The sequence below is a fragment of the Sporomusa acidovorans genome, assembly GCF_900101845.1.
Taxonomy (GTDB): Bacteria; Bacillota; Negativicutes; order Sporomusales; family Sporomusaceae; genus Sporomusa; species Sporomusa acidovorans.
Genome location: NZ_FNAM01000002.1, coordinates 141,390 through 163,170, shown reverse-complemented (window position 1 = coordinate 163,170; position 21,781 = coordinate 141,390). Strand labels below are relative to the sequence as shown.

General features: G+C 41.3%; 18 protein-coding genes. All 18 read left to right on the top strand.

Annotated features, from left to right (window positions below):
• The first annotated feature begins 156 nt into the window (after positions 1-156).
• The 18 genes from BLR65_RS03000 to BLR65_RS31300 all read left to right on the top strand — a co-directional run bounded on the left by BLR65_RS03000 (position 157) and on the right by BLR65_RS31300 (position 21,727).
• Positions 157-663 carry a methyl-accepting chemotaxis protein gene (locus tag BLR65_RS03000; protein WP_093792341.1) on the top strand — a complete coding sequence of 169 codons (507 nt, stop codon included), beginning with the start codon at positions 157-159 and terminating at the stop codon, positions 661-663.
• A 260-nt stretch (positions 664-923) separates the two neighbouring features.
• Entirely contained in the window at positions 924-3,995 is a 3,072-nt protein-coding gene (locus BLR65_RS02995; RefSeq protein WP_093792339.1) for a response regulator, read from the top strand.
• A gap of 371 nt (positions 3,996-4,366) precedes the next feature.
• Entirely contained in the window at positions 4,367-5,704 is a 1,338-nt protein-coding gene (locus tag BLR65_RS02990) for a sigma-54-dependent transcriptional regulator (protein WP_093792337.1), read from the top strand.
• Positions 5,705-6,297: 593 nt separating this feature from the next.
• On the top strand, positions 6,298-7,311 hold the full coding sequence (locus BLR65_RS02985) for a hypothetical protein (protein ID WP_093792335.1): 1,014 nt from the start codon (positions 6,298-6,300) through the stop codon (positions 7,309-7,311).
• 84 nt (positions 7,312-7,395) lie between these two features.
• Positions 7,396-8,493, top strand: a complete 1,098-nt coding sequence (locus BLR65_RS02980) for a linear amide C-N hydrolase (protein ID WP_093792333.1) — start codon at positions 7,396-7,398, stop codon at positions 8,491-8,493.
• Positions 8,494-8,597: 104 nt separating this feature from the next.
• Positions 8,598-8,735: a hypothetical protein gene (locus tag BLR65_RS29435; RefSeq protein ID WP_169716805.1), complete on the top strand. Its 138-nt coding sequence runs from the start codon at positions 8,598-8,600 to the stop codon at positions 8,733-8,735.
• 563 nt (positions 8,736-9,298) lie between these two features.
• Positions 9,299-10,942, top strand: a complete 1,644-nt coding sequence (locus tag BLR65_RS02975; RefSeq protein ID WP_093792331.1) for a carboxylesterase/lipase family protein — start codon at positions 9,299-9,301, stop codon at positions 10,940-10,942.
• Between the two features lie 35 nt (positions 10,943-10,977).
• Positions 10,978-11,121: a hypothetical protein gene (locus BLR65_RS30360; protein WP_218130614.1), complete on the top strand. Its 144-nt coding sequence runs from the start codon at positions 10,978-10,980 to the stop codon at positions 11,119-11,121.
• A 99-nt stretch (positions 11,122-11,220) separates the two neighbouring features.
• Positions 11,221-11,442: a hypothetical protein gene (locus BLR65_RS28900; protein ID WP_143122479.1), complete on the top strand. Its 222-nt coding sequence runs from the start codon at positions 11,221-11,223 to the stop codon at positions 11,440-11,442.
• Between the two features lie 273 nt (positions 11,443-11,715).
• Positions 11,716-13,149 carry a sigma-54 interaction domain-containing protein gene (locus tag BLR65_RS02970; protein ID WP_342741364.1) on the top strand — a complete coding sequence of 478 codons (1,434 nt, stop codon included), beginning with the start codon at positions 11,716-11,718 and terminating at the stop codon, positions 13,147-13,149.
• 418 nt (positions 13,150-13,567) lie between these two features.
• Positions 13,568-15,142, top strand: a complete 1,575-nt coding sequence (locus BLR65_RS02960; RefSeq protein ID WP_093792327.1) for an acyl CoA:acetate/3-ketoacid CoA transferase — start codon at positions 13,568-13,570, stop codon at positions 15,140-15,142.
• A 7-nt stretch (positions 15,143-15,149) separates the two neighbouring features.
• Entirely contained in the window at positions 15,150-16,292 is a 1,143-nt protein-coding gene (locus tag BLR65_RS02955; protein WP_093792325.1) for an acyl-CoA dehydrogenase family protein, read from the top strand.
• Between the two features lie 32 nt (positions 16,293-16,324).
• On the top strand, positions 16,325-17,464 hold the full coding sequence (locus tag BLR65_RS02950; RefSeq protein ID WP_093792323.1) for an acyl-CoA dehydrogenase family protein: 1,140 nt from the start codon (positions 16,325-16,327) through the stop codon (positions 17,462-17,464).
• A 79-nt stretch (positions 17,465-17,543) separates the two neighbouring features.
• The gene (locus BLR65_RS02945; protein ID WP_093792321.1) at positions 17,544-18,320 is read left to right on the top strand and encodes an electron transfer flavoprotein subunit beta/FixA family protein; all 777 of its coding nucleotides are present in this window, start codon (positions 17,544-17,546) and stop codon (positions 18,318-18,320) included.
• 26 nt (positions 18,321-18,346) lie between these two features.
• Positions 18,347-19,276, top strand: coding sequence for an electron transfer flavoprotein subunit alpha/FixB family protein (locus tag BLR65_RS02940; protein WP_093792319.1), 930 nt, complete (start codon positions 18,347-18,349; stop codon positions 19,274-19,276).
• Positions 19,277-19,308: 32 nt separating this feature from the next.
• The gene (locus tag BLR65_RS02935) at positions 19,309-20,592 is read left to right on the top strand and encodes an FAD-dependent oxidoreductase (RefSeq protein ID WP_093792318.1); all 1,284 of its coding nucleotides are present in this window, start codon (positions 19,309-19,311) and stop codon (positions 20,590-20,592) included.
• Positions 20,589-20,879, top strand: a complete 291-nt coding sequence (locus tag BLR65_RS02930; protein ID WP_093792316.1) for a ferredoxin family protein — start codon at positions 20,589-20,591, stop codon at positions 20,877-20,879. The genes BLR65_RS02935 and BLR65_RS02930 overlap by 4 nt, the downstream gene beginning before the upstream one ends.
• A 29-nt stretch (positions 20,880-20,908) precedes the next feature.
• Complete coding sequence (locus BLR65_RS31300) at positions 20,909-21,727, top strand: methyl-accepting chemotaxis protein (RefSeq protein WP_093792314.1); 819 nt, start codon at positions 20,909-20,911, stop codon at positions 21,725-21,727.
• Positions 21,728-21,781: the final 54 nt, after the last annotated feature.

Below are 21,781 nucleotides of genomic sequence, written 5' to 3'. Positions count from 1 at the left end.
TAAAGGAAATGAAGTATATTAGAATGCATCAGAACCAAAAAGAAGGTAATTGCTGCCATACCCAAGGAAATATATGGAATTTCGTGCAGGGCAATTGTTAAGCCGGTATTTGATGAAAGTCGACAGTTAATTGGTGTTGTTGGTGCTGCTGTTAATATGCAAACACATGAAATTTTGCAAAATGCGGCGCAGACGATAGCAATAACATCTAAGGATTTGAGTGTGACGGCTGACGATCTAAGCACATTAGCAAACCAACTTTCCAGTGATTTAGCGCAGGTTTGCCAAAACGGCGAGAAAGTTCTGGAAGATATAAAAAAAACGACAGATATTTTGCGTTTTGTAAGCGACATTGCTGCCAATTCAAATTTACTTGGTTTAAACGCTGCCATTGAGGCAGCGAGAGCAGGAGAGCATGGTCGTGGTTTTGCTGTCGTAGCGGAAGAAATCCGGAAAATGGCAGTAAATAGTGGTAAGTCTGTTGAAAATATAGCGACTATTCTAAAAACCATACAACATGAAACATCAAAGGTAGTAAGTGTTTTAGTAAAAACTACCGAGTTAGGTAATACTCAAGCCAGTTCTACTGGTAGGATTTCGGCGTCAATACACCAATTAGCCGAAATTGCGGCTAATATACAAAAAGTTGCAGACTCAGTGTAATATATAATAATATAAATTATAAAATCAAATGCTTTTTTCGCATGAAGTACTTTTTGGTATAATTTTGCTTGTGTTCCTAATTGTACCCTAAGCTAGTACTCATGCGAATTTTTATATTCTTATTGTACTGTTTTAAGATTTCTCTGGTATGGTAGTATTAGCAACTTCGTGCTACATAATGGCTCTCACAATTTTGCCAGAACATTATCTGGCGAATTTTTAATTATAGATAATATAAATCGTAAAAACGAGGGGACCAAATGAGTATTTTTAAAAAAACAGCTTTAATTACTTTAGCCATCTTATGCGTGAATATCCTGTTTTTTTTTGTATCCCATCAGGTTCTGTCATATAGATTTCTATCGCTTGAAAAAGAATTTAGTTCACTAAATGTATCACGTGCTCTGGATGTCATTGAATACTATGCTTTTGAAAATGAAAATTTATGTATTAATTTGGCTAATGCTAGCGACTTTAAATTGTTTATGGATAGTAGGAACCACCTTGATTTCAAGAATAATTATTTTGGAGTAGATTTTTTTGAACCTGCTGATTGCAATATGATGCTGGTATATAATATGCAGGGGGAATTGATTTATGGAGAAAACTATGATCTTATGCTGCGGGAAAAAAGACCAATTCCTGATAAACTAAAGCAATTGGAGCGTCGGCATCTTCAAGGACTTTTGCAAGGAGAGCTATCGAGAGGTGTCTTATCTCTGCCGCAGGGGCCGTTTCTGTTTGGTGCACACGTGATTGCCTCGGAAAGAGGAGATGACGAACCCAAGGGTATTTTGTTGACTGGAAGGTATGTTGACAATGAAGAAATTCAAAAAATGATCCAAATAACAAAACTGCCTTTTGAGATAATACCGGCTGATCAATTGCCGGTTAGCTTTCAGTTAACCGATGAGATACAGAGCTCTAAGAAAAATGGAGTATTTCTTGAGACTGTTGATGAAGATGATTTTGTTGGCTATGGTGTTATCTCAGATGTATACGGTCAGCCTGCTGCTGCCGTTAAGATGGTCATTCCAAGAGACTTTTCCCGTCAGGGAAAGCTGATCATCAGTTTTTTTCTGTGGTTTAGTAGTTTAAGTGTTTTTATTTTAGGTTGGATCAGTTTTTTGTTACTCCACAAGTTTCTTTTAAGTAGAATTGCAAAACTAACACAAACAGTAAGCGATATTGCATTAGACGGAAATCTCAAGATAAAAATTGAAGAGCAAGGAACGGATGAGATTGCGGTTTTAGGAAGTGCTATTAATCGTATGCTCAAAGCGATATCAACCCAGACGGAAGAATTAAAAGGAATCCAGCATGAATTAGTGCAAGCTAAAGAAAATGCAGAAGCTGCTTGCAAAGTAAAAGATGTATTTGTAGCCAACGTTAGTCATGAAATTAGGACACCTATGAATGGCATTAGTGGTATGGTAAAACTTTTGTGTAAAACTGAGTTAACAAGCAGGCAAAAGTATTATGTTAATCTCTTAAGCTCCTGTGCCGAATCACTCTTGTCAATTTTAAATGATATATTGGATTTTGCCAAAATTGAAGCTGGAAAATTAGAAATAGAAGAAGTGGCGTTCGATTTACGGAAAGTTATAGAAAATACAGCACGGGTGTATTCTATTAAGGCCAGTGAAAAAAATCTGGAGTTAATACTTGATATCGATTTCGCACTACCGGCAAAAGTAATAGGGGATCCTGTACGCATTAATCAGGTTCTTAATAATCTATTGAATAATGCCGTGAAGTTTACCGAAAAAGGAGAAGTGAGTATCACCATTACGGTTGAGAACTTTAACCTAGATACGGCATTGATACTTTTCCATGTTAAAGATACTGGTCCGGGAATACCGGAAGATAAATTTGAACGGTTATTTAAGGCATTTTCCCAAACAGATAATTCTATAACCAGAAAGTACGGCGGTACCGGGTTGGGTCTTGCGATTTCCAAAAGTCTTGTAGAAGAAATGGGTGGAAAAATTGGCTATCGGAGCGAATTTGGCTGGGGGAGCGAGTTCTATTTTTCAATTCCCCTAAAAATTTGTGGTTACGCAAATAAATATCAGGTTAATGCGTCTTCAACCCGTGCTTTGGTTGTAGATGATAGTATTTCAGTGCTCTCGACTATCCGCAAGCAGTTGGAATACTATGGTGCAAGCGTGGAAACGTGTAGTCACTTTGTGGAGGCAGTTTATACTATTCGATATAGGGGTGAAGACGGGAAGCCATATGATTTAATTTTATTAGACGCAACTCTATTAGCAAACCAACAATCTAGAGTAGTAAAAGAATTTTGTGAGTTGATTTCGAGCGGGGTTAAGGCCGATGTTGTTTTAATGGCTGCGGCAAAAGACAGTATTGATTTGGACAGGTGGCAAGCAGTTCCGCCTATTGCTGGATTCATTAATAAACCGGTAACGTTAGAGTCGATAGAAAAAATATTACGTAAAGAAATGGTTTTGGAAGATGGCAGTTTTATTGTCTCCTCATCATCTGATCTAGATGCAGGATCAGGTAGTGGGAAAATTCCGCAAAAATCCAATAGGGTGAAGTTAGAAATTCTTATTGTCGAAGATATGGAAGTAAATCGCCAGCTTCTCAGCTCATTTTTGGAAGCTGATGAATTTGAATTATACTTTGCCTATAATGGGTTAGAGGCCTTTGAAATGGTGCAGTTACATGAAGTGGATGTAATATTGATGGATTTGCAAATGCCGGAAATGGATGGCTTCGAGGCAACCCGGAAGATTAGGAATTTGCAGGAGAAGACTAAAGCTACAACCCCAATTATTGCCATGACCGCCTATGGTGACAGCACTAGTGTGAAAAAATGTTTTGACTTGGGTATGAATGATTATATAGTTAAACCTATTGAACCTGCCCTATTACAGGATAAATTATTAAAAATTAGGTTTGACAAGGATTTGACAGAAAATAACGATAAACCACAAGCAGAAAGTAATATTTTTCATGTTAAGGAAACCATTAAAATTCTTGAATCCATGGTACAAAATGACAGAGCTTTTTCTATTAAATTACTTGAAGCTTTTCTTGATTTATATCCTGAAACTATCGCAACCGCCAAAAAATATGCAGCAGACGGCAATTTAACAGGGGTTCATAATAATCTACATTCATTAAAGGGGACGATGTTAAATTTGCATATTTCCTTTGGAATCAACGAAGTGGAGAATATGCTCCAAAACTATAAAAATTATTCAAAAAAAGATTTATTGAGCAAGCTTGAAGAAATTGAGAAACTGCTTGGAGAATTTAGGCTAGCTTTTGCAGAAATACAGGTTGGATCGGCTACACGCAGCTAGATTCAGCAGAGTTTCCTAATATAAGGATTTCATGTTGATATATATGCAAATTTTATGCCAGAACAAGATTAATGGAATAGAAAAATTAATGATTTCTGAAAAACCTTCTATTCATTTACTTCAGGCATAAAATTAAAGGGCTTTTTTTGTTCGAAAAAAAAGGCCTATAAGAAGCTTAGTATAAAGTTCCTGTAATAATTACCGGATTAATACAGAAACTTTTACTGCTTATTCAGCGGATGCGTATAATTAAAAACTCGCACAAAGAATGGAAAAACCATTGATGACTCTGAGAATATGTTGACTGAACAAATATTGACAATCCAGACAAAGGTTTTGATGAGTTGAAGGTTCTTAGAAGGGGTGTTTGCATGAATACAATTTTCATTATTGATGATTCACAACCTACGTTGGATCTGCTGCAACGAATTATTACCCAAGAAGGGTATGCGGTTGAAGTATTTGTGAGTGCCGTCAGCGCAATTAAGCAAATGGCAAAATGTAAGCCTGATCTAATTATTATGGACGTGGAAATGCCAGGTATGAACGGTATTCAAGCTATGGATGTTATTGCGGAAAGATTTCCTGATAGCAAGATTGTGATTATGACTGCTTTTGCAGATAATACTAATAGCCGGTACTTTTTGGAAAAAGGGGTTGTGGATTTTATCGCTAAACCTTTTTTACCGGTAAATATAATTAACGTCATTAAACAAAGTCTTAGTTCTGAACAGACAAATTCTTTTTCAGCCGAATATTTCCTGGATAAACGATTGAATATTGTCGGACATAGTAAAGTAATCAAAGAGTGTATGGATAAATGCCTGAAAGTTTCCAATGCCAATTTGCCTGTTCTAATTTTAGGGGAGAATGGCACGGGGAAAGAAATGTTTGCTGATTTTATCCATTACAACAGTATCCGCAAATATAACAATATAGTTAAGATCAACTGCAGTTCTATTCCGGAAGGTTTGGCGGAGAATGAACTGTTCGGCCATGAAAAAGGAGCTTTTACCGGCGCTAATGAGAGAATAATCGGGAAGGTTGAACAGGCTCACAAAGGCACATTGTTTCTTGATGAAATTGGTGAAATGGATATGGCTATGCAAAAAAAGCTATTGCGTGTCCTGGAAAGCAAATCTTTTGAAAGATTGGGGGGAAACAAGACTCTGCAATCAGATTTTCGTTTAATTTGTGCCACCAATCGAATTTTAGAAGATGAGGTCAACACTAAAAGGTTCAGAGAGGATTTATATTATCGCATTAACTCTGTCACGATTACACTTCCGGCTCTTAGAGACCGGCGTGAAGATATTCCCGAGCTTGTTCGGCATTTTTTACATAAATATAATCAGGAATATATCGTAATGGCCGAAATAATTTCAGATGAGGCAATGGATGTATTGCAATGCTATGATTGGCCAGGGAATATTCGGGAGTTAAAAAGTACCGTTTATTCGATGGTTTCGCTATGCACGGATGAAAAAATTACAGTAAGAAACATTCCCGAGCATATTATTTCTGCTGTCAAAAGGAATAGAGATAATATAGACTCTAATGATTTTACTATGTCTTTAGATGAGGTTGAAAAACTTCACATCATTAAGGTGCTGGAACAGACCGGCGGCAATAAAAGCAGGGCTGCCGCTTTATTGGAGATATCGGAAAAGACCTTGTATAATAAACTTCACAGATATCAACTTAGTTGATTAAACTAGCGGTGAAATAAAATGCCAGACTAGCTAAATATCTCAAAAAATTTCGGAAGACTGAATTATTTACAGAACTATTTTGTAAATAATTCAGTTTTTTTTACATTGGATGGAATTTCTAAAAATTAAGATATTCGGTTATTGCCAATCTAAATTATTATTAAGTAGTAAATAATAAAGCTAAAAGTATATAATTTTTAAGAAGTTTGCGGGCTGGTAGGTTGTCTTGCCAGTATTTCATTTTTAACTACCCACAAGTTGGCATAAATTTTGCAAAGTTCTAAAACTGGATGCGTACTCAGAATAGAGGAACCCTTAAAGAAAGGAGCTGTATATTAGTCTATTGGTCATGTTGATAAACATTTTTTGGGGAGGCTTAGGTTTATGGTTAGAAAAAGCAAGCTTGTGCGGTTACAAGTAAAACAGAGGCTGGCACCCGTGTCTGGAGTCCGGAGCACTACATAAACAGTAAAGGGCAAAAATCAACAGGGAGCACGGACGAGAGAACAGAAACAAAAAGTCTAAGATGCAAAGCCTTGAACGAGATTCTCGGGTTTCTAATAGAGTACAACGAGTAGAGGGGATGAATTATGAATAAGAAAATATTTGTCAAAGCAATGATTGGAACATATTTGATGACTACCACAGGTCTTGCGTCAGCGGCTCCTATTGGCGATACAGTTAGTATTTCAGGTGATTATCAAGTAGAAGGGCGTGTCATTCATGATCGTATCAATACGAATGATCCTACTCAGCCTAAATACAACAGTTCTTTTTTTCACCAAACTGTTCGTGTAAATATAACGGCAAAAATCGATGATGATACTACGTTTTTTACTCGTTTTAGCAATGATAAGAACACTGGTAGCAACGCTCGTTCATACGAGGATGGAACCAGTGAATTTGATTGGTATGGGGTAAAAGGTAAATTTAATAATTGGAAATATAGTCTGGGGAGACAAGCTGTTACGTTAGGAAAAGGAGCTATTATTAATACTGGTTACTCAGCTAATGGAATCCAGCTTATGTTTGACGGGGCCATATTGTCTCGACCTATTGGCACTGCAAATATTCAGGTGATAGGGGGCAAAACAACAGGACCAGCTACAAACTACAATTATCCGAGTAAAGAGTGGTATGGCTTTGATGTTACCAACCAGTTTAGTGATACGATTCAAGGAGGAGTGGCATTTGCTAACTGTACAACGGATCAGCGGCGTTACTATGCTTTAAACGCTAATGTGAAGCTATCGCCAAGGTTTAACTTAAGCGGTGAATTTGTAAGGTCGAGTGCAGATACGTTAAATCAAGGATATTTTGTTGCAGGCACGTATGCTTTAAATCAAGATACTAATTTTACTGTGCAATATAATCATGTAGAAAGGAATTCAGCCGATACGATTGTCAGTGGTATTAGTGCATGGGGGTACCCGTTTTATGGGAATGGCTTGATTAGCGGGGATAGTTACAGTGGATTGACTTATGCCTATGGAAAAGCCTTAAATAAGAACTTGTCTTTTCATGCAGTATATTTGGATTTAAAAAGTAAAGGGTTCAGTGGTCGTGACAGAGAATTCGCCACGGGGCTAACTTGGTCGTTTTAAGGAAAAGTTTGAAAGTTGGTAAACAGAAGCGGGGATTGTCGTTAAGCTGATATTCATTCGTACGAAAAAGAGGAGAGATAAAAAGTGAAAATAAGTAATCATAAGAAAAAAGTAGCATCCCTTTGTTTAGCAGCATGCATAGGGCTTTCTATAACTGCACCAATGACCGTGACAAATGCCTGCTCGCGTGCACTCTATACGGGCGATGACCAGGTAGTTGTTACAGGCCGTACTATGGATTGGGACCAAGATGATGTATTGACTAAAATATGGGTGTCTCCCCGTGGGATGGAGCGAGATGGTGATGCAGGAAATAATTCTATCCAATGGACTTCACAGTATGGCAGTGTATATGTTTCAACATTTGATTCAGATATTGTCGATGGCATCAATGAAAAAGGCTTAGTTGTAAACAAACTTTACCTAGCAGGGGCTGACGTTGGCACAACGGACGGAAAAGCTGGCTTGAATATCAACGGCTGGGTACAATATATCCTTGATAACTATAAAGATGTTAATGATGCTGTAACTCATCTTCAGGAAGAGCCATTCCGACTGGTCCCCTCGAAAAATACCCTTGCACCGACTACTCTTCATGTAAGTATTTCTGATCCAAGCGGTGATAGTGCGATTATTGAATATATTCAGGGCCAGTTGAAAATCCATCATAGTAAAGAATATAAAGTTATGACCAATGAGCCGGATTTTGATGCGCAACTGGCGATTAATGATTATTGGCAGCGAAAAGGCGGCCTGAATTTTATGCCAGGCACACCGGATTCAGCAGATAGATTTTCAAGATTAAGCTTTTTATTGAATTCATTGCCCAAAAATCTTTCTAAGAATGTTAAATCTCGTATTCCTGGAGGAAAACATGATACGCAGGCAGTGTTGAGCGTTCTGTCCACTATGCGTAGCGTATCGGGACCATTGTCTGATGTTTCACCAAATCTTCCAAATCTTGGTCCAACCCTTTGGCGGACTGTTTATGATCAGAAAAATTTAATAATGTATTTTGATGCAGCTAATTCCTTAAATGTATTTAAATTGAATATCAATGATTTTGACTTTTCTCAGGGAGGTCCAACACTGATGTCAGACCTTTTGGTAAACAATCCAATTTCGGATAGTGTCAAAGATAACTTTAAAGTAGCTGCCCCACTGAAGTATTCAGGACAATAAGCTGGTTTATGCCAAAGAATCCCCGCGGGTATTGATAAAATATTTGCGGGGATTTGTTATGGGCTTTTGGAATTTGAAAGTGGCTTCAGCAGCCGCATTATCGTATGGACATCCCTTACGGCTTAAAGAGGACGATGTTTTCTGATACGGAAGCGGAAAGTGTGATCAAAGATGTTGTTGCAGGCCGGATCACCGATAAAATAGTGCAGGCTTACACTATGCCAATCAAGAAATTACGTTGAAGGAAGAGTGGCAGGCTGATATTGACGGTTTAGATTTTGCAGCAGCCGCTGGTTATAACCCGGGGGGCGGTGCTGTCGCAATGATAAAACCTTGAGTGCTGCTCATGTTGAGGCCAATGGGGACATTTATATAAAGCAAAAACTGATTTTTAGGCCCGCCTATGGCGATATGGACAGTAATCAACTAGCAGTGAAGTTAAATGATAGGATAGTAGAATACGTTAAAGAAATTTCAAAAGACTGAATTATTTACAGTCTACTCTGTAAATAATTCAGTCTTTTTTTTACATTGAATGGGATTTCTAGAAATTGAGATATTCGGATCTTAACTATCTAAATTATTATTAAGTATTAATTATGAAAGCTAAGAGTATACGAATTTTAAAGAAGTTTGAGTGCTGGTAGGTCATCTTGTCAGCACTTTTATTTCTGACCATTTGCAAATTGGCATAAATTTTGCGAAGTTCTAAATAAGAACATAAATAAGAATAAATCACAAAGGGGAGGGATGCTTCGTTTGCTGTTTGGATGATTCTACGGAATAAAGGGAGGAGTAATTAGTAATGAAGGTACAATCCTTTTGGACAAATACTGTTAAAAAAATTATGCTAATTTTGGCAGTTATCACCATTACCTTGGGAAGCGGGCAACTGAATAATGTTAGGGCAAGTGTATTGCAGCCAGACACGGAGGTAACAGCAAAAACTCAGTATGGGGACGTAATTGGTAAAAGGGACCGGTATGGAATTGCTATTTTTAAAGGTATTCCGTTTGCCAAGCAGCCGGTTGGCAATTTGCGGTGGAAAGCACCACAAAGTCCGGAGTATCATTCTGAACCGATCAAGGCGTTTGAATTTGGAAAAACATCTATACAACCAGTTGATACTTCTCCTTATATGGCAGCATCCACACTTCCTCAGGGAGAGGAATGCTTAACACTAAATATATGGACCCGCGACATACAAGCTCAAAACAAGCCGGTTATGGTGTTCATTCATGGCGGGAGTTACTTGGGAGGGGGATCTGGTGATCCATACTATGATTTGGAACAATTTGCCAGAAGAGCAGATGTGGTTATGGTTTCCATCAATTATCGTGTTAATACGTTGGGCTTCCTGAACTTGGAGGAGTTTGGCGGCAGTGAGTATGCTGACAGTGCCAATTTAGGTATGTTAGATCAGGTTCAGGCATTAAAGTGGGTTCGTGAAAATATTGCAGGTTTTGGCGGTAATCCTAATAATGTTACGATCTTTGGCGAATCCTGCGGTGCCGGCAGTGTTTCGGTATTAATGGGTATGCCGTCAGCGCAAGGCTTATTCCAGAAAGTAATCGCCGAAAGTGGTTCAGCTGGTCTGATAAATAGGGATCCGGAACATAGTAAACAAGTAGCCAGAGACTTTATAAAGCTTACTGGCGCCAAAACTATGGATGATTTATTGGCTCTTAGCCCTGATCAGATTAGAGAGTATCAAACGAAATTTGCTGAAATGAATGTGTCTAGTGAACAGTATTGTTTTCCTTTGGTTGATGGAAGAAATATACCGGTAGATCCGTTTATTAGCATAAAAAACGGCCTTGATTCGGGAGTAAAACTGTTGATTGGCTCGAATCAGGATGAAATAAATTACTGGAAAATCTACATGGGCGATTCTTTTTATAAGGGAGCTGTAGACGGTTTTGGTAAAGCTACTTATAAAGCGGCTGGGCTAGACCTAGACAAGCATAAAATTGAGATTGACAGATATTACAAATTAAAGAACTCCCTAAATCCAAAAGAGAAGCATCCTGATGTAAACCTGGTTAATGATCTTGGCTTTAGAATGCCTGCAATCAAGATGGCCGAGTTTCAAGCACAATACAACGATGCCTATATGTACTATTTTAAATGGAAATCGCCAGTTAGAGGAATGGGCTCCAGTCATGCAATGGAATTACCATTTGTATTTCACAATTTAAATGTACAAGATGATAACTGGCTAGGACGTCAGCCTTTGCCGGAGGGTTTGGCCGATAATATGCAGGACGCCTGGATTGCTTTTGCAGCGACGGGTAATCCCAGTATCCCCCAAGCACCTGTTTGGAAAAAGTATGATCCCAATGGTGATCGCGCTACCATGGCTATTGATGATAAAAAATGGGAATTGGTCAGTGATCCGGGTAGACAAGAGCGGTTAGTGTTAGATCCTCTATACGATATTTATGAATAAGTATTAATAACGGCCGAGGACGGCTCAATATTTGCATGGGAGGTTATTGTGAATACAAGAAAACTGTAGACAATATATTAGCATCAAGTATATTGTCTACAGGTACTGTCGTGGCTGCTTCTATTGGCAATGTAGTTGATATTAGTGGCGATTATCTACTTGAGGGACGGGAATTTTAGCATGAGCGGAGAATAGCCAGCAAGCTGAACCAAGGGTATTTTGTTAGCGGGACCTATAATCTTAATAAAGATAGTACCTTCTCTGTACAGTATAATAATGTGGAGCAAAATGCAGTAGATAAATATAACGGCGGCCTAGGCATAATGGTGTATCCCTGGATGGGGAGGGGGACAGCTGATAGTTATTCAGGGATGACTTATTCTTATAATAAAACCTTTAGTAAGAATCTGTCTTTTCCGGTCGTATACATGGACTTGCAAGCTAAAGGTTATGGTGGACGCGACAAGGAGCTTGAATCGGCTGTTACCTGGAGTTTCTAGAATTTTTTAGTATAATATATCTTCTGTGTGGTTTATAGTTATTCATTCAGGACATGATGTGTGAAACTTCAGCAAAATATAACGATATTTGTTAGAGTTCCTTTTTGAATGTTTCAAAATATTACAATTAGCCGGTGATACTTTGAAGTTTTCAAATTGTAAATAAACAAATTCTTTCCAAAGCGTAAGCATTGCAGTGTGCATGCTTGCGCTTTGGCATGTCCAATAGGATCAAGCAATTTTGACTGTTATCATACACATAATAACGAGAGGGTGATTCCGGTGCCACGTGCTTCCAAAAGAAAAAGGCGCAGTTTTCAACTGGCAAAACAAAATTTAGACCTAATATTTGATAATTTGCCGGATCCTATATTTGTAACAGACTGTTACGGAAATGTCTTGCTTTCTAATTCAACGACGGCATTAACTTTGGATATGTCTTTGGATCAGCTATTAAAATCAAATATTCACGATCTGGTTGCTAAGAATTATTATTCGAAATCCTATGCGGTAGAAGCTGCCGAAAAAAAGTGTGTGGTGCAAGGCGAATTGATTACTAAACTTGGTGTGAGGCAGATATCTACCAGTACACCCATTATGGATGATGAGGGAAATGTAATTTTGGTTTTAACAACAGGCAAAATGGCGGAGTATACGGACAAAGCTATTAATGCCGAGGAAAAAGAAAATGCTAAACGCCGCAAAAGAGAAATAGAATATCTGCGGAGTTATGTTTTAGATAAGGATACGATTGTGGCTGAAAGCAAGGCTATGAAACAGTTGCTGCTGCAAGCGCATGTTGTTGCTCAAACGGACGGAACTGTAGTGTTGTATGGTGAATCGGGGACAGGTAAAGAAATTTTAGCAAAATACCTGCATCGCCATAGTAAGCGTTCCGGCGAGGCTTTCATTGCCGTTAATTGCGCCACGCTGCCTGAGCATCTTGCTGAGTCAGAATTATTTGGATATGAGAAAGGCGCATTTACGGGAGCGAATGCGGAAGGAAAAGTTGGTTTGTTTGAAGCGGCTCACCGGGGTACGTTATTTCTGGATGAGATTGCGGAAATGCCCTTGCCACTCCAAGCCAAGCTCTTGCGGGTACTGGAAACTTATGAAATCAGAAGACTTGGCAGCTGTGTGGACCGAAAACTGGATTTTAGGTTGATTTGTGCGACACACAAAGATTTGCAGAAGATGACGCAAGAGGGAACTTTCCGCGCAGATTTATTTTATCGGCTTAATGTCATTCCTATTCAGATACCACCATTGCGGGAGCGCCCGGAGGACATTGTGGCGTTAGCGTTTAAATTTTTTGAGGATTTCAAAAGAAAGTACGGATTGGAAATGAGGATGACGCCTGACACTATTGAATTTTTGCAAAAACATAATTGGCCGGGGAATGTGCGGGAACTTAGAAATGCTATTGAACGGTTAATCATTAATAATATGCAAGGCTGTACCTTAGAGCAGCTGGAGATTGAACGGCATTTACCAGGATCTGTGCCGCAATGTAATTACGTGTTGACACACGGTATGCATGGAACGTTAAAAGAAGTAACGAAGTTCGTGGAAAAACAGTATATTTATCAAGTTCTCAATGAATGTGGTGGAAAAATGGGGGAGGCTGCGGAAAAGCTTGGAATTTACCGTACCGTTCTTTACCGGAAGTTAAAAGCTTATGAACAAGAAAAAGCTGATGAAAGATGATACTGCTGCATGAAGAAAAAATCCGTATGTACTTTTTCTGGTACATACGGATTTTCCTTATAGATTTAGTTAATTGAAGTGATGGTACTATTAATACCTGTTATACGGGTGGGTAATAAAAGTTTCGGGAAAAGTGCTGAACGAAAAAGAAGTCTTTCGTTCTATTTAATTTAAAATGGAAAAAGATTTTTTCCATTTGTATGCTGAACTACGGCAAATGTACCAAAAAAGGTATATAGCCGCTTTTTTTTATTTAGATAAAGTAAAAAAAGGTTCAAAAATACAAGGCAGTATGTGGGTAAACATGCTTTTATGTATTGGTTTTGCTCACTTTTTCGAATTAAAAACTGATTGGCACAAGATATGCTATATATGTTTATTGGTATTAATAAAACAACTGTAAAGGAGTGCAAATAAAATGTCTAAATTGATAACCGCAGATCAGGCAGCGGCCTTATTAAAAGACAATATGACTGTAGCAACTACCGGTTTTGGTCTTGCAGGCTGGGCGGAAGAGGTTGCGGAGGCTCTTGAAAAAAGATTTACCGAATCAGGCCAGCCCCAAAACCTAACCCTGGTACATTCATCGGCTACAGGAGATTGGCATGACCGCGGGACGGTTCGAATCGGTTATGAAGGTTTAATTAAAAGATGGATTGGTGCTCATATCGGCTCATCGGCGACCATGTCAAAGCTGGTATCAGAAAATAAAATTGAAGGCTACTGTTTGCCGCAGGGGGTTATTGTCCAGCTTTATCGTGAAATCGCAGCAAAAAGACCGGGTGTGCTAACCAAGGTGGGAATGGGAACTTTTGTTGATCCGCGTCTGGACGGCGGTAAGATGAATTCTGCGACAAAAGAAGATATCGTTCAATTAGTGGAATTTGATGGTGAACAATGGCTGTATTATAAGACATTTCCTATTGATGTCGCCATTGTCCGTGCAACTACTGCTGATGAAAACGGTAATCTTACTACCGAGAAAGAGTCGGTTATGCTCGAAATGCTGGAGTTGGCACAAGCTGTTAAGAATAATGGCGGCATAGTGATTGCGCAGGTGGAATATCTGGCCAAAGCCGGTTCGCTGCATCCGAGAGATGTTAAGGTTCCCGGCATCTTAGTGGATCACATTGTTGTGGCTACAGATCAAAGATGTTGTTGGCAAACCGAAGGACTGTATTTTAATCCTGTATTTTGCGGCGACATTAAGGTGCCTTTGGACAGTATTCCGGAACTTCCCCTGACAGAACGTAAGATTATTGCCCGGCGCGCTGCCATGGAGTTAGTACCGAACGCTATTGTTAACCTTGGTGTGGGAATCCCCAGTGACATCGCCGCTGTAGGAGCTGAGGAAAAAGTTTCAGACATGATGACTTTTACTACAGAGGCAGGCGGAATTGGCGGAGTACCGGCCAGTCTGCCGCATTTTGGCCAGTCGTATAACGGGGAAGCCGTAATCGGCCATGCCAATCAGTTTGATTTTTATGATGGCGGCGGTCTTGATGTGGCATTTTTGGGATTGGCGCAGGCAGATGAAGCAGGAAATGTTAATGTTAGCAAATTTAAAGGGCGGGCCATGGGTCCCGGCGGTTTTATCAATGTTAGCCAAGGAGCGAAAAAAGTAGTCTATTGCGGTACCTTTACTGCAAAGGGGCTCAAAGTTGCCATTGAAGATGGCAAACTTAGCATTATCCAGGAGGGAAAAGAAAAAAAATTCATCAAGCAGGTGGAGCAGATTACTTTTAGTGGAAAGTACGCTGCTGAGAATAACAAGGCCGTGGTTTATATTACCGAACGCGCTGTATTTACCCTGGAAGACGGGCAAGTAACCTTGGTGGAGATTGCTCCCGGCATTGATTTGGAAAAAGATATTTTGGCTTTGATGGACTTTAAACCTAAAGTTTCACCGAATTTGCAACAAATGCCAAGCGGGATTTTCATGCCACACTGGGGACAACTCAAGCAAATTATCGTAGCAAAGACGAAAGGTTGATGAGACAATGGTTGATAAATCTCTTACTGTTGAGCAACAAAGATTACAGCAGTTAGCCCGTGACTTTACAAAACAGCACATCATTCCGGCAGCGGGTGAATATGACAAGACTGGCGAGTTTCCGATGTTTATTTTCGAAGAGGCCAAAAAGGTTGGACTGAATTGTATGGCTGTGCCGGCGGAATACGGTGGACCCGGTTATGATTCTGTTGCCCAGTCGGTGGTTGTGGAAGAGTGGGGTTATGGTTGCGCTGCATTTGCGACAACACTTAACGGTAATGGCCTAAGCGCCTATCCTGTCATAATTGCTGGCAATGCTGAACAAAAGAAACTATTTTTTGGTCGCCTTGTCAGTGGAGGATTGGGAGGTTTCGCCCTTACAGAGCCGGGAGCAGGGTCTGATGCCGGTGCTGTTTCCACTATTGCAAAATTAGATGGAGATGAATGGGTCCTTAACGGAACGAAGTGTTTTGCGACTACTTGCGGTTATGCCGATATCATGGTGATCATTGCATCAACCGATCCCGGTAAAAAGGCTAAGGGCCTTAGCGCATTTGTTGTGGAAAAAGAGCGTGAGGGGCTGACTGTTGGCGCGGTAGAACACAAAATGGGCATCCGCAGTTCCAATACGGTGGAATTGTTGCTGAAAAATGTAAGGATACCTAAAGGCCATCTGCTGGGCAAAGAAGGCGAAGGCATGAAAATTGCCATGAAAACGCTGGATTTGGGACGTCCGATGGTTGCAAGCATCGGGGTAGGAATAGCTCAACGAGCTTTGGATGAAGCGATTAGCTATGTTAAAGAACGTTTGGACATTAACGGTAAGCCGTTGGCAGCCCACCAGGCTGTTGCTTTTAAAATAGCCGATATGCAAATTCAGGTTGAGGCGGCCAGACAGCTTGTGCGTAATGTGTTCCGCCTGAAAGAAGCCGGATTGCCTTATACCAAGGAAGCGGCTATCGCGAAAACCTTTGCGACTGATACGGCCATGCAGGTAGCCGCCACTGCCGTTGGGTTGATGGGATCTTTTGGCTATTCTCAGGATTCTATTGTTGAAAAACTCATGCGGGATGCTAAGGTGACGCAAATTTATGAAGGCACAAATCAGGTTCAACGAATTGTCATTTCAGGACATCTGCTGCGGTCTTAAAAAACAGGTGATAAAGAATAGGAGGGGAACGCATGAGCTACGTATTGACAGAAGAACAACAACTAATTCAGCAAAATGCCCGGGAATTTGCCGAGGAATGTGTAGCGCCGGTGGCTGCAGAAATCGACAATACAGGAGCATATCCGGCAGATATTGTAAAGAAAATGGTTGAACAAGATTTTCTAGGCATTTTTTTACCAGGTAAATTTGGTGGCGCTGAGGCCGGTTATCTTAGCTATGCCTTAATTATTGAAGAGATTTCCCGAGTTAGTGGTGCGGTGGCGGCTATTTTGCTTAACCATGCTTCACTGGCTGCTTACAGTATCAATTCTTGGGGATCTGAGGAGCAAAAACAAACCTATTTGAAAGCATTATGTCAGGGTGAGAAACTGGGGGCCTTTGCTCTTAACGAACCGGAAAATGCTCTTGGTGTTGGTGAGCACAAATTAGTAGCCGTCAAAGACGGCGATCATTACATATTAACAGGACGTAAATGTTATGTGGCTAATGGTGGGGTTGCCGGCGTATATATTGTGATCGCTCAGACCAATGCAGAAGCAGGTGCTGAGGGAATGAGCGCTTTTATTGTGGACGGCACCGCACAAGGCTTGTCAGTTGCGCGGACGATTGATAATATGGGACTTCGCGGCTGCCAATCGGCGGAATTAATATTCGATCAAGTAAAAGTACCGGCTGCAAACTTGCTAGGTACAGAAGGCAAAGGCTTGGCCATTGCAGCTAAAGCACAGGCTGCTGCCAATATTGCGGAAGGTGCCATGGTTTTAGGTATTGCGCAAGCAGCTATGGAAGATGCCGTGAAATACGGTAAACAAAGAATTCAATTCGGCCGCCCCATCGCTAGTTTTCCGGCCATTCAAACCATGCTGGCCGAAATGGCTGCCCATATTCATATGCTACGCTTAACTGTATATGATACTGCTGTCCTTTTGGAAAATGGCGAGCCGTTTTCTGTTGAAGCGGCTATGATCAAGTTATTTGCTGCCCGTATCGGGCAAAGTGCTTTGATTGATGTGATTCAGATCGAAGGTGGTTACGGCTACAGCCAGGAGATGGTAGCTTCTCGCTTCTATCGTGATATTAAAGGAGTTATTGTCAATAACAGTTCTTTTGATTTTCCTGAGAAAAGTATTGCTAAAAATCTGTTAGCATAAACAAAGCCGTATTATGTTGAATTAATGACAGTGTGGGAGAGAATGCTCTTTCTCCCACACATAATGAAAGGGGTAAACCATGGAAAAGCTTCTTGTTTGCTACAAATGGGTATTGGATGAACAAGACATTAAAATAGCGGGAGATCTTTCTCTCGATACCGGCAGAGCTAAATATAAAATCAGCGATTATGACAAAAATGCGATAGAAGCGGGAGCGCTTTTAGCGGAGCAGCAGGGTGCCTGCGTGGAAGCAGTTACTTTTGGCACTGCTGCCGTTAAACAATCGTTAAAAGATGCTCTGTCCAGGGGTCTTGATAAGGTATATTGGATTGGTGACGCAGCAGCCGAACAGGCCGATGCATTTGTAACAGCCAATGTATTAGCCGCCGCCATAAAAAAGATCGGACAGTATGATTTAATTCTGTGCGGCGAAGGCAGTTCTGATTCCTATAGTCAGCAGACAGCCCCCAGATTGGCTGCTTTGCTGGGGATTCCGGCTGTTACCTTTGTGCAAAAGCTTACGATTGACGGCGGTCAAGTGGTTGCTACCCGCAAACTAGGTGATTGCACCGAAGAAGTAACTGTCACAGGGCCTGCGGTTATTAGTGTCTTACCGGAAATCAACAAACCGCGCATACCTGGGTTAAAACAGGTTATGGCTGCAGCTAAAAAGCCGTCAGCGGAAGTAAAGGTAACCGATCTTGGTATGGCGGCCGAGGAATTATTCCCTAAAGTACGCTGCCTGGCCATCAAAGGTTATGTCATGGATCGGAAAAAAGTCATCTTTAAAGATGACGATCAAGCCTACAATGTCGCTAAACTAGTTGCCAGTCTTGCCAAAGAGGGCCTGTGCTAGAGGGATAGAGGAAAGGGGTAATAAATATGCCAGGAATTTGGATTTACTCAGAAGATAGCGTTGTTGCCAGACAACTGCTGACTGCCGGTCAGGAACTTAAAAAAACCATGCAGCAACCTGTTAATATAATCACACTCAATGACGAAGCTGTACAATGCTTGGCCAGTGCCGGGGCCGATAAAGTTTTCCTGTTAAAAGGAGCTAATCCTTGGCCTGAAAGTTATGCTGCCGCTATTGCTGATATGTTAGACAAAGAACAAGCCAGTGTCATGTTAGTAGGCGCTACATTGCGCGGCAAAGATCTTGCTGCCAAAGTAGCGGCAATTCTAAAAGCCGGTCTTGTTACCGATGCGTTAAGCATTCAATACGCGAATGAGGCAATTGAAACTATGCGGCTGATGTACGGCGGTTTAGCTGTGCGTACTGAGGCAACCGCCCTGCCGGCCCTAGTTACGATACCGCCCCGGACTTTTGCCGAAGCTGCTGACGCCGCCCGATGTGAAATTACTACTGTCGAAGTTGCGAATGAAGATTCCCGGGTTACGATTAGCAATGTTTGCCCAATTGTCCACGAAGGGGCTGACATTGTAACTGCTAATAGGATAGTCTGCGTTGGACGCGGTTTAGCTAAGCAAGAAGATCTGTATAGAGCGGAGCAACTGGCAAGCGCAGTTGGCGCTGAAATTGGCTGCACTCGCGGTATCGCTGAAGATTATCATTGGTTGCCTAATGAACGCTATATCGGTATTTCCGGGCAGAAAGTCAAACCTGAGCTGTATATTGGTATGGGAATTTCCGGTCAGGTACAGCATGTGGTCGGCATTAGGGATTCCAAAATCATTGTTGCTATTGACAGCAATGAAAAAGCCCCGATATTTGAAGCAGCCGATTACGGGATTGTAGGGGATTTGTATAAAGTGGTACCCTTGCTGACTGCTGCCCTGCAAAAAAAATAAATTGGCAAGACTCATAAAAATGGGGGAACATTATGTCGTCTGATGAAAAATTTGATGCGATAATTATCGGTGCCGGCCCGGCCGGCACCGCCTGCGCCTATGTACTGGCCAAGAATGGCAAAAGCGTTCTGTTGGTAGAGCGAGGTACAAGTGCAGGCAGTAAAAATGTTACTGGCGGCCGGCTGTATACGTATGCCTTGGAACTGGTCGAACCCGGTCTGTATCAAGAGGCGCCGTTTGAAAGAAAAGTGGTCAAAGAGCAGATTATGATGCTTGGGGCCAATGGGGCCATGACAATGGAGTATGTTGATTACGATTTTGGGGAAAAAGTTCCCCAGTCGTATTCCGTGCTGCGGGCACCTTTTGACGAATGGTTTGCAGGTCAGGCAGAAGCTCAGGGTGCTATGCTGGCACCTGGCATCCTGGTTGACGAACTCATTGAAACTGACGGAAAAGTCGTTGGCGTTAAGGCAGGGGACGACGAGATTTATGCAACAGTGGTCATTGCTGCTGACGGTGTAAATTCCTTTATTGCGCAAAAAGCCGGCTTGCGGGACGATATTGCTGCCCAAAACGTTGGCGTGGGAGCAAAAGAAGTTATTGAATTGCCGGAAAAAGTTATTGAAGATCGCTTTAACTTAAACGGCAATGAAGGAGCAGCCCGGGTATTGATAGGCTGTGGGGACGGAGTGCTTGGCGGCGGTTTTTTATATACGAACAAGAGCAGTGTTTCACTGGGTGTCGTATTAAATCCCGCAGACCTTGCCTCTCATGGGAAATCCATCCATGAGATTGTACAAGAGTTAAAAATGCACCCGGCAATCTATCCGCTGGTCAAAGATGGTACAACCATAGAATATGGCGCACATCTTGTTCCTGAGGTCGGTTACCATGCTATGCCCAAGACACTGTTCAAGGACGGGCTAATACTGGTCGGTGACGCCGCCGGTATGGTGGTTAACACAGGTACGATCATCCGGGGTATCGATCTTGCTATAGTGAGCGGTGTGGCAGCCGCCCGCGCCATTATGAAAAATGAGAATGTAAGCAACGTGGGTCCCGCTTACGTTAAAGAATTGCAAGACCTGGATTTGCTGCCAACCATGAAATTGTACGCCAATTTCCATGAACTCATGAGCAACAGGCGCATGGTTTCCGTGTATCCTGCAATGGCGAATGAGATGATGAAAGTTCTATTCGCCGTGGATGGCAAACTGCCTGAACGGATGGATAAGGCTATGTTAAAAGTTCTGAAAAAGCATGTTACTTTCGGGCAGTTGCTTGCCGATGGTTGGAGGGGGTTCAAAGCCATATGACAATCAAAAAACTTTCACCGGAAGAACTTCTCGGGATCAATAAGTTCGCCGTTGACGAAGACGAAGCTCATATTGTGCTTGATAAAGCTATTTGTGCTACCTGCAAGGAAAAGCCGTGTCTGGTCGTTTGTCCCGCTGTGTTATATACCCTAAAGGGCGGTGAAGTCAACTTTGATTACGCCGGCTGCCTGGAATGCGGTACATGCCGGGTGGTTTGCAAAGACAAGGGAATTATCAAGTGGACTTATCCGCGGGGGACATTCGGAGTGGCCTTTCGCTGCGGTTGAACCCAAATAAGTAATAAGGATGATGATATATGAAGAAATTGGAAGCAATTATTGCTTCCGCTGAGGTTTTTAAAAATATAAGTGCACTTGATTGCGATATCGTAGTATGCGATGCAGAGGCGCGATTTCTTCATCACGTACAACCACGAACTTTTTCTACTACAAATGTTAAGATTGGAGATATTGCCTCAGCAGGGCCGATTAAGCAATGTATAGCCACAAAGAAAATCGTCAGCAGTATGATTCCTGAACACGTTTATGGAATAAAACTTTGCTCAACGATTTATCCAATTTTCGAGGATGATGGGCAATTTGCGGGAATCGTTGGTATGGCTACCAGCTATAAAACACAAGCGGCACTGCAAGACGCTGCTCAAATTATAGCGGCGTCATCTCAGGAAATAAGCGCCACCTTAGAAAAATTGGCAAATTCAGCGAACCAATTGGCTGAATTTTTGATCAAGATAAGAAAAGGCGGAGAGAATGTTCTGGCCTGGATTGATAAAACCAGCGATATTTTAAGGTTTATCAGCAATGTGGCGGCCAATTCCAACTTGTTAGGGCTCAATGCTGCCATTGAGGCTGCCCGGGCAGGGGAACAGGGGCGTGGTTTCTCGGTAGTTGCTGAAGAAATTCGTAAAATGGCTGTAAACAGTGCTCAGTCAGTGAAGGAAATAAGCGGTATCTTACAAAACGCTCAGAAAGAAACTAAATTTGTGGTTGATACGATAATAAACACGGCAGACTTAGGGGAAAAACAGGCAGCGTCTACGGAAGAAATAGCGGCAGCTATGCAACAGTTAACGTCATCAGCAGCAGATATTGAAAAAATTTCCAAAACATTTTAACTGTTTTGCATAAGAGTACTTCAATATCGTGCAAATTTTTAGCTATCTTTAGGC

What these genes read in the sequence shown, in the direction of transcription:
- BLR65_RS03000 (WP_093792341.1), top strand. Translation starts at nt 157, where the DNA reads ATGCAAACACATGAAATTTTGCAAAATGCGGCGCAGACGATAGCAATA.
- BLR65_RS02995 (WP_093792339.1), top strand. Translation starts at nt 924, where the DNA reads ATGAGTATTTTTAAAAAAACAGCTTTAATTACTTTAGCCATCTTATGC.
- BLR65_RS02990 (WP_093792337.1), top strand. Translation starts at nt 4,367, where the DNA reads ATGAATACAATTTTCATTATTGATGATTCACAACCTACGTTGGATCTG.
- BLR65_RS02985 (WP_093792335.1), top strand. Translation starts at nt 6,298, where the DNA reads ATGAATAAGAAAATATTTGTCAAAGCAATGATTGGAACATATTTGATG.
- BLR65_RS29435 (WP_169716805.1), top strand. Translation starts at nt 8,598, where the DNA reads ATGGACATCCCTTACGGCTTAAAGAGGACGATGTTTTCTGATACGGAA.
- BLR65_RS02975 (WP_093792331.1), top strand. Translation starts at nt 9,299, where the DNA reads ATGAAGGTACAATCCTTTTGGACAAATACTGTTAAAAAAATTATGCTA.
- BLR65_RS30360 (WP_218130614.1), top strand. Translation starts at nt 10,978, where the DNA reads ATGGGAGGTTATTGTGAATACAAGAAAACTGTAGACAATATATTAGCA.
- BLR65_RS02960 (WP_093792327.1), top strand. Translation starts at nt 13,568, where the DNA reads ATGTCTAAATTGATAACCGCAGATCAGGCAGCGGCCTTATTAAAAGAC.
- BLR65_RS02955 (WP_093792325.1), top strand. Translation starts at nt 15,150, where the DNA reads ATGGTTGATAAATCTCTTACTGTTGAGCAACAAAGATTACAGCAGTTA.
- BLR65_RS02950 (WP_093792323.1), top strand. Translation starts at nt 16,325, where the DNA reads ATGAGCTACGTATTGACAGAAGAACAACAACTAATTCAGCAAAATGCC.
- BLR65_RS02945 (WP_093792321.1), top strand. Translation starts at nt 17,544, where the DNA reads ATGGAAAAGCTTCTTGTTTGCTACAAATGGGTATTGGATGAACAAGAC.
- BLR65_RS02940 (WP_093792319.1), top strand. Translation starts at nt 18,347, where the DNA reads ATGCCAGGAATTTGGATTTACTCAGAAGATAGCGTTGTTGCCAGACAA.
- BLR65_RS02935 (WP_093792318.1), top strand. Translation starts at nt 19,309, where the DNA reads ATGTCGTCTGATGAAAAATTTGATGCGATAATTATCGGTGCCGGCCCG.
- BLR65_RS02930 (WP_093792316.1), top strand. Translation starts at nt 20,589, where the DNA reads ATGACAATCAAAAAACTTTCACCGGAAGAACTTCTCGGGATCAATAAG.
- BLR65_RS31300 (WP_093792314.1), top strand. Translation starts at nt 20,909, where the DNA reads ATGAAGAAATTGGAAGCAATTATTGCTTCCGCTGAGGTTTTTAAAAAT.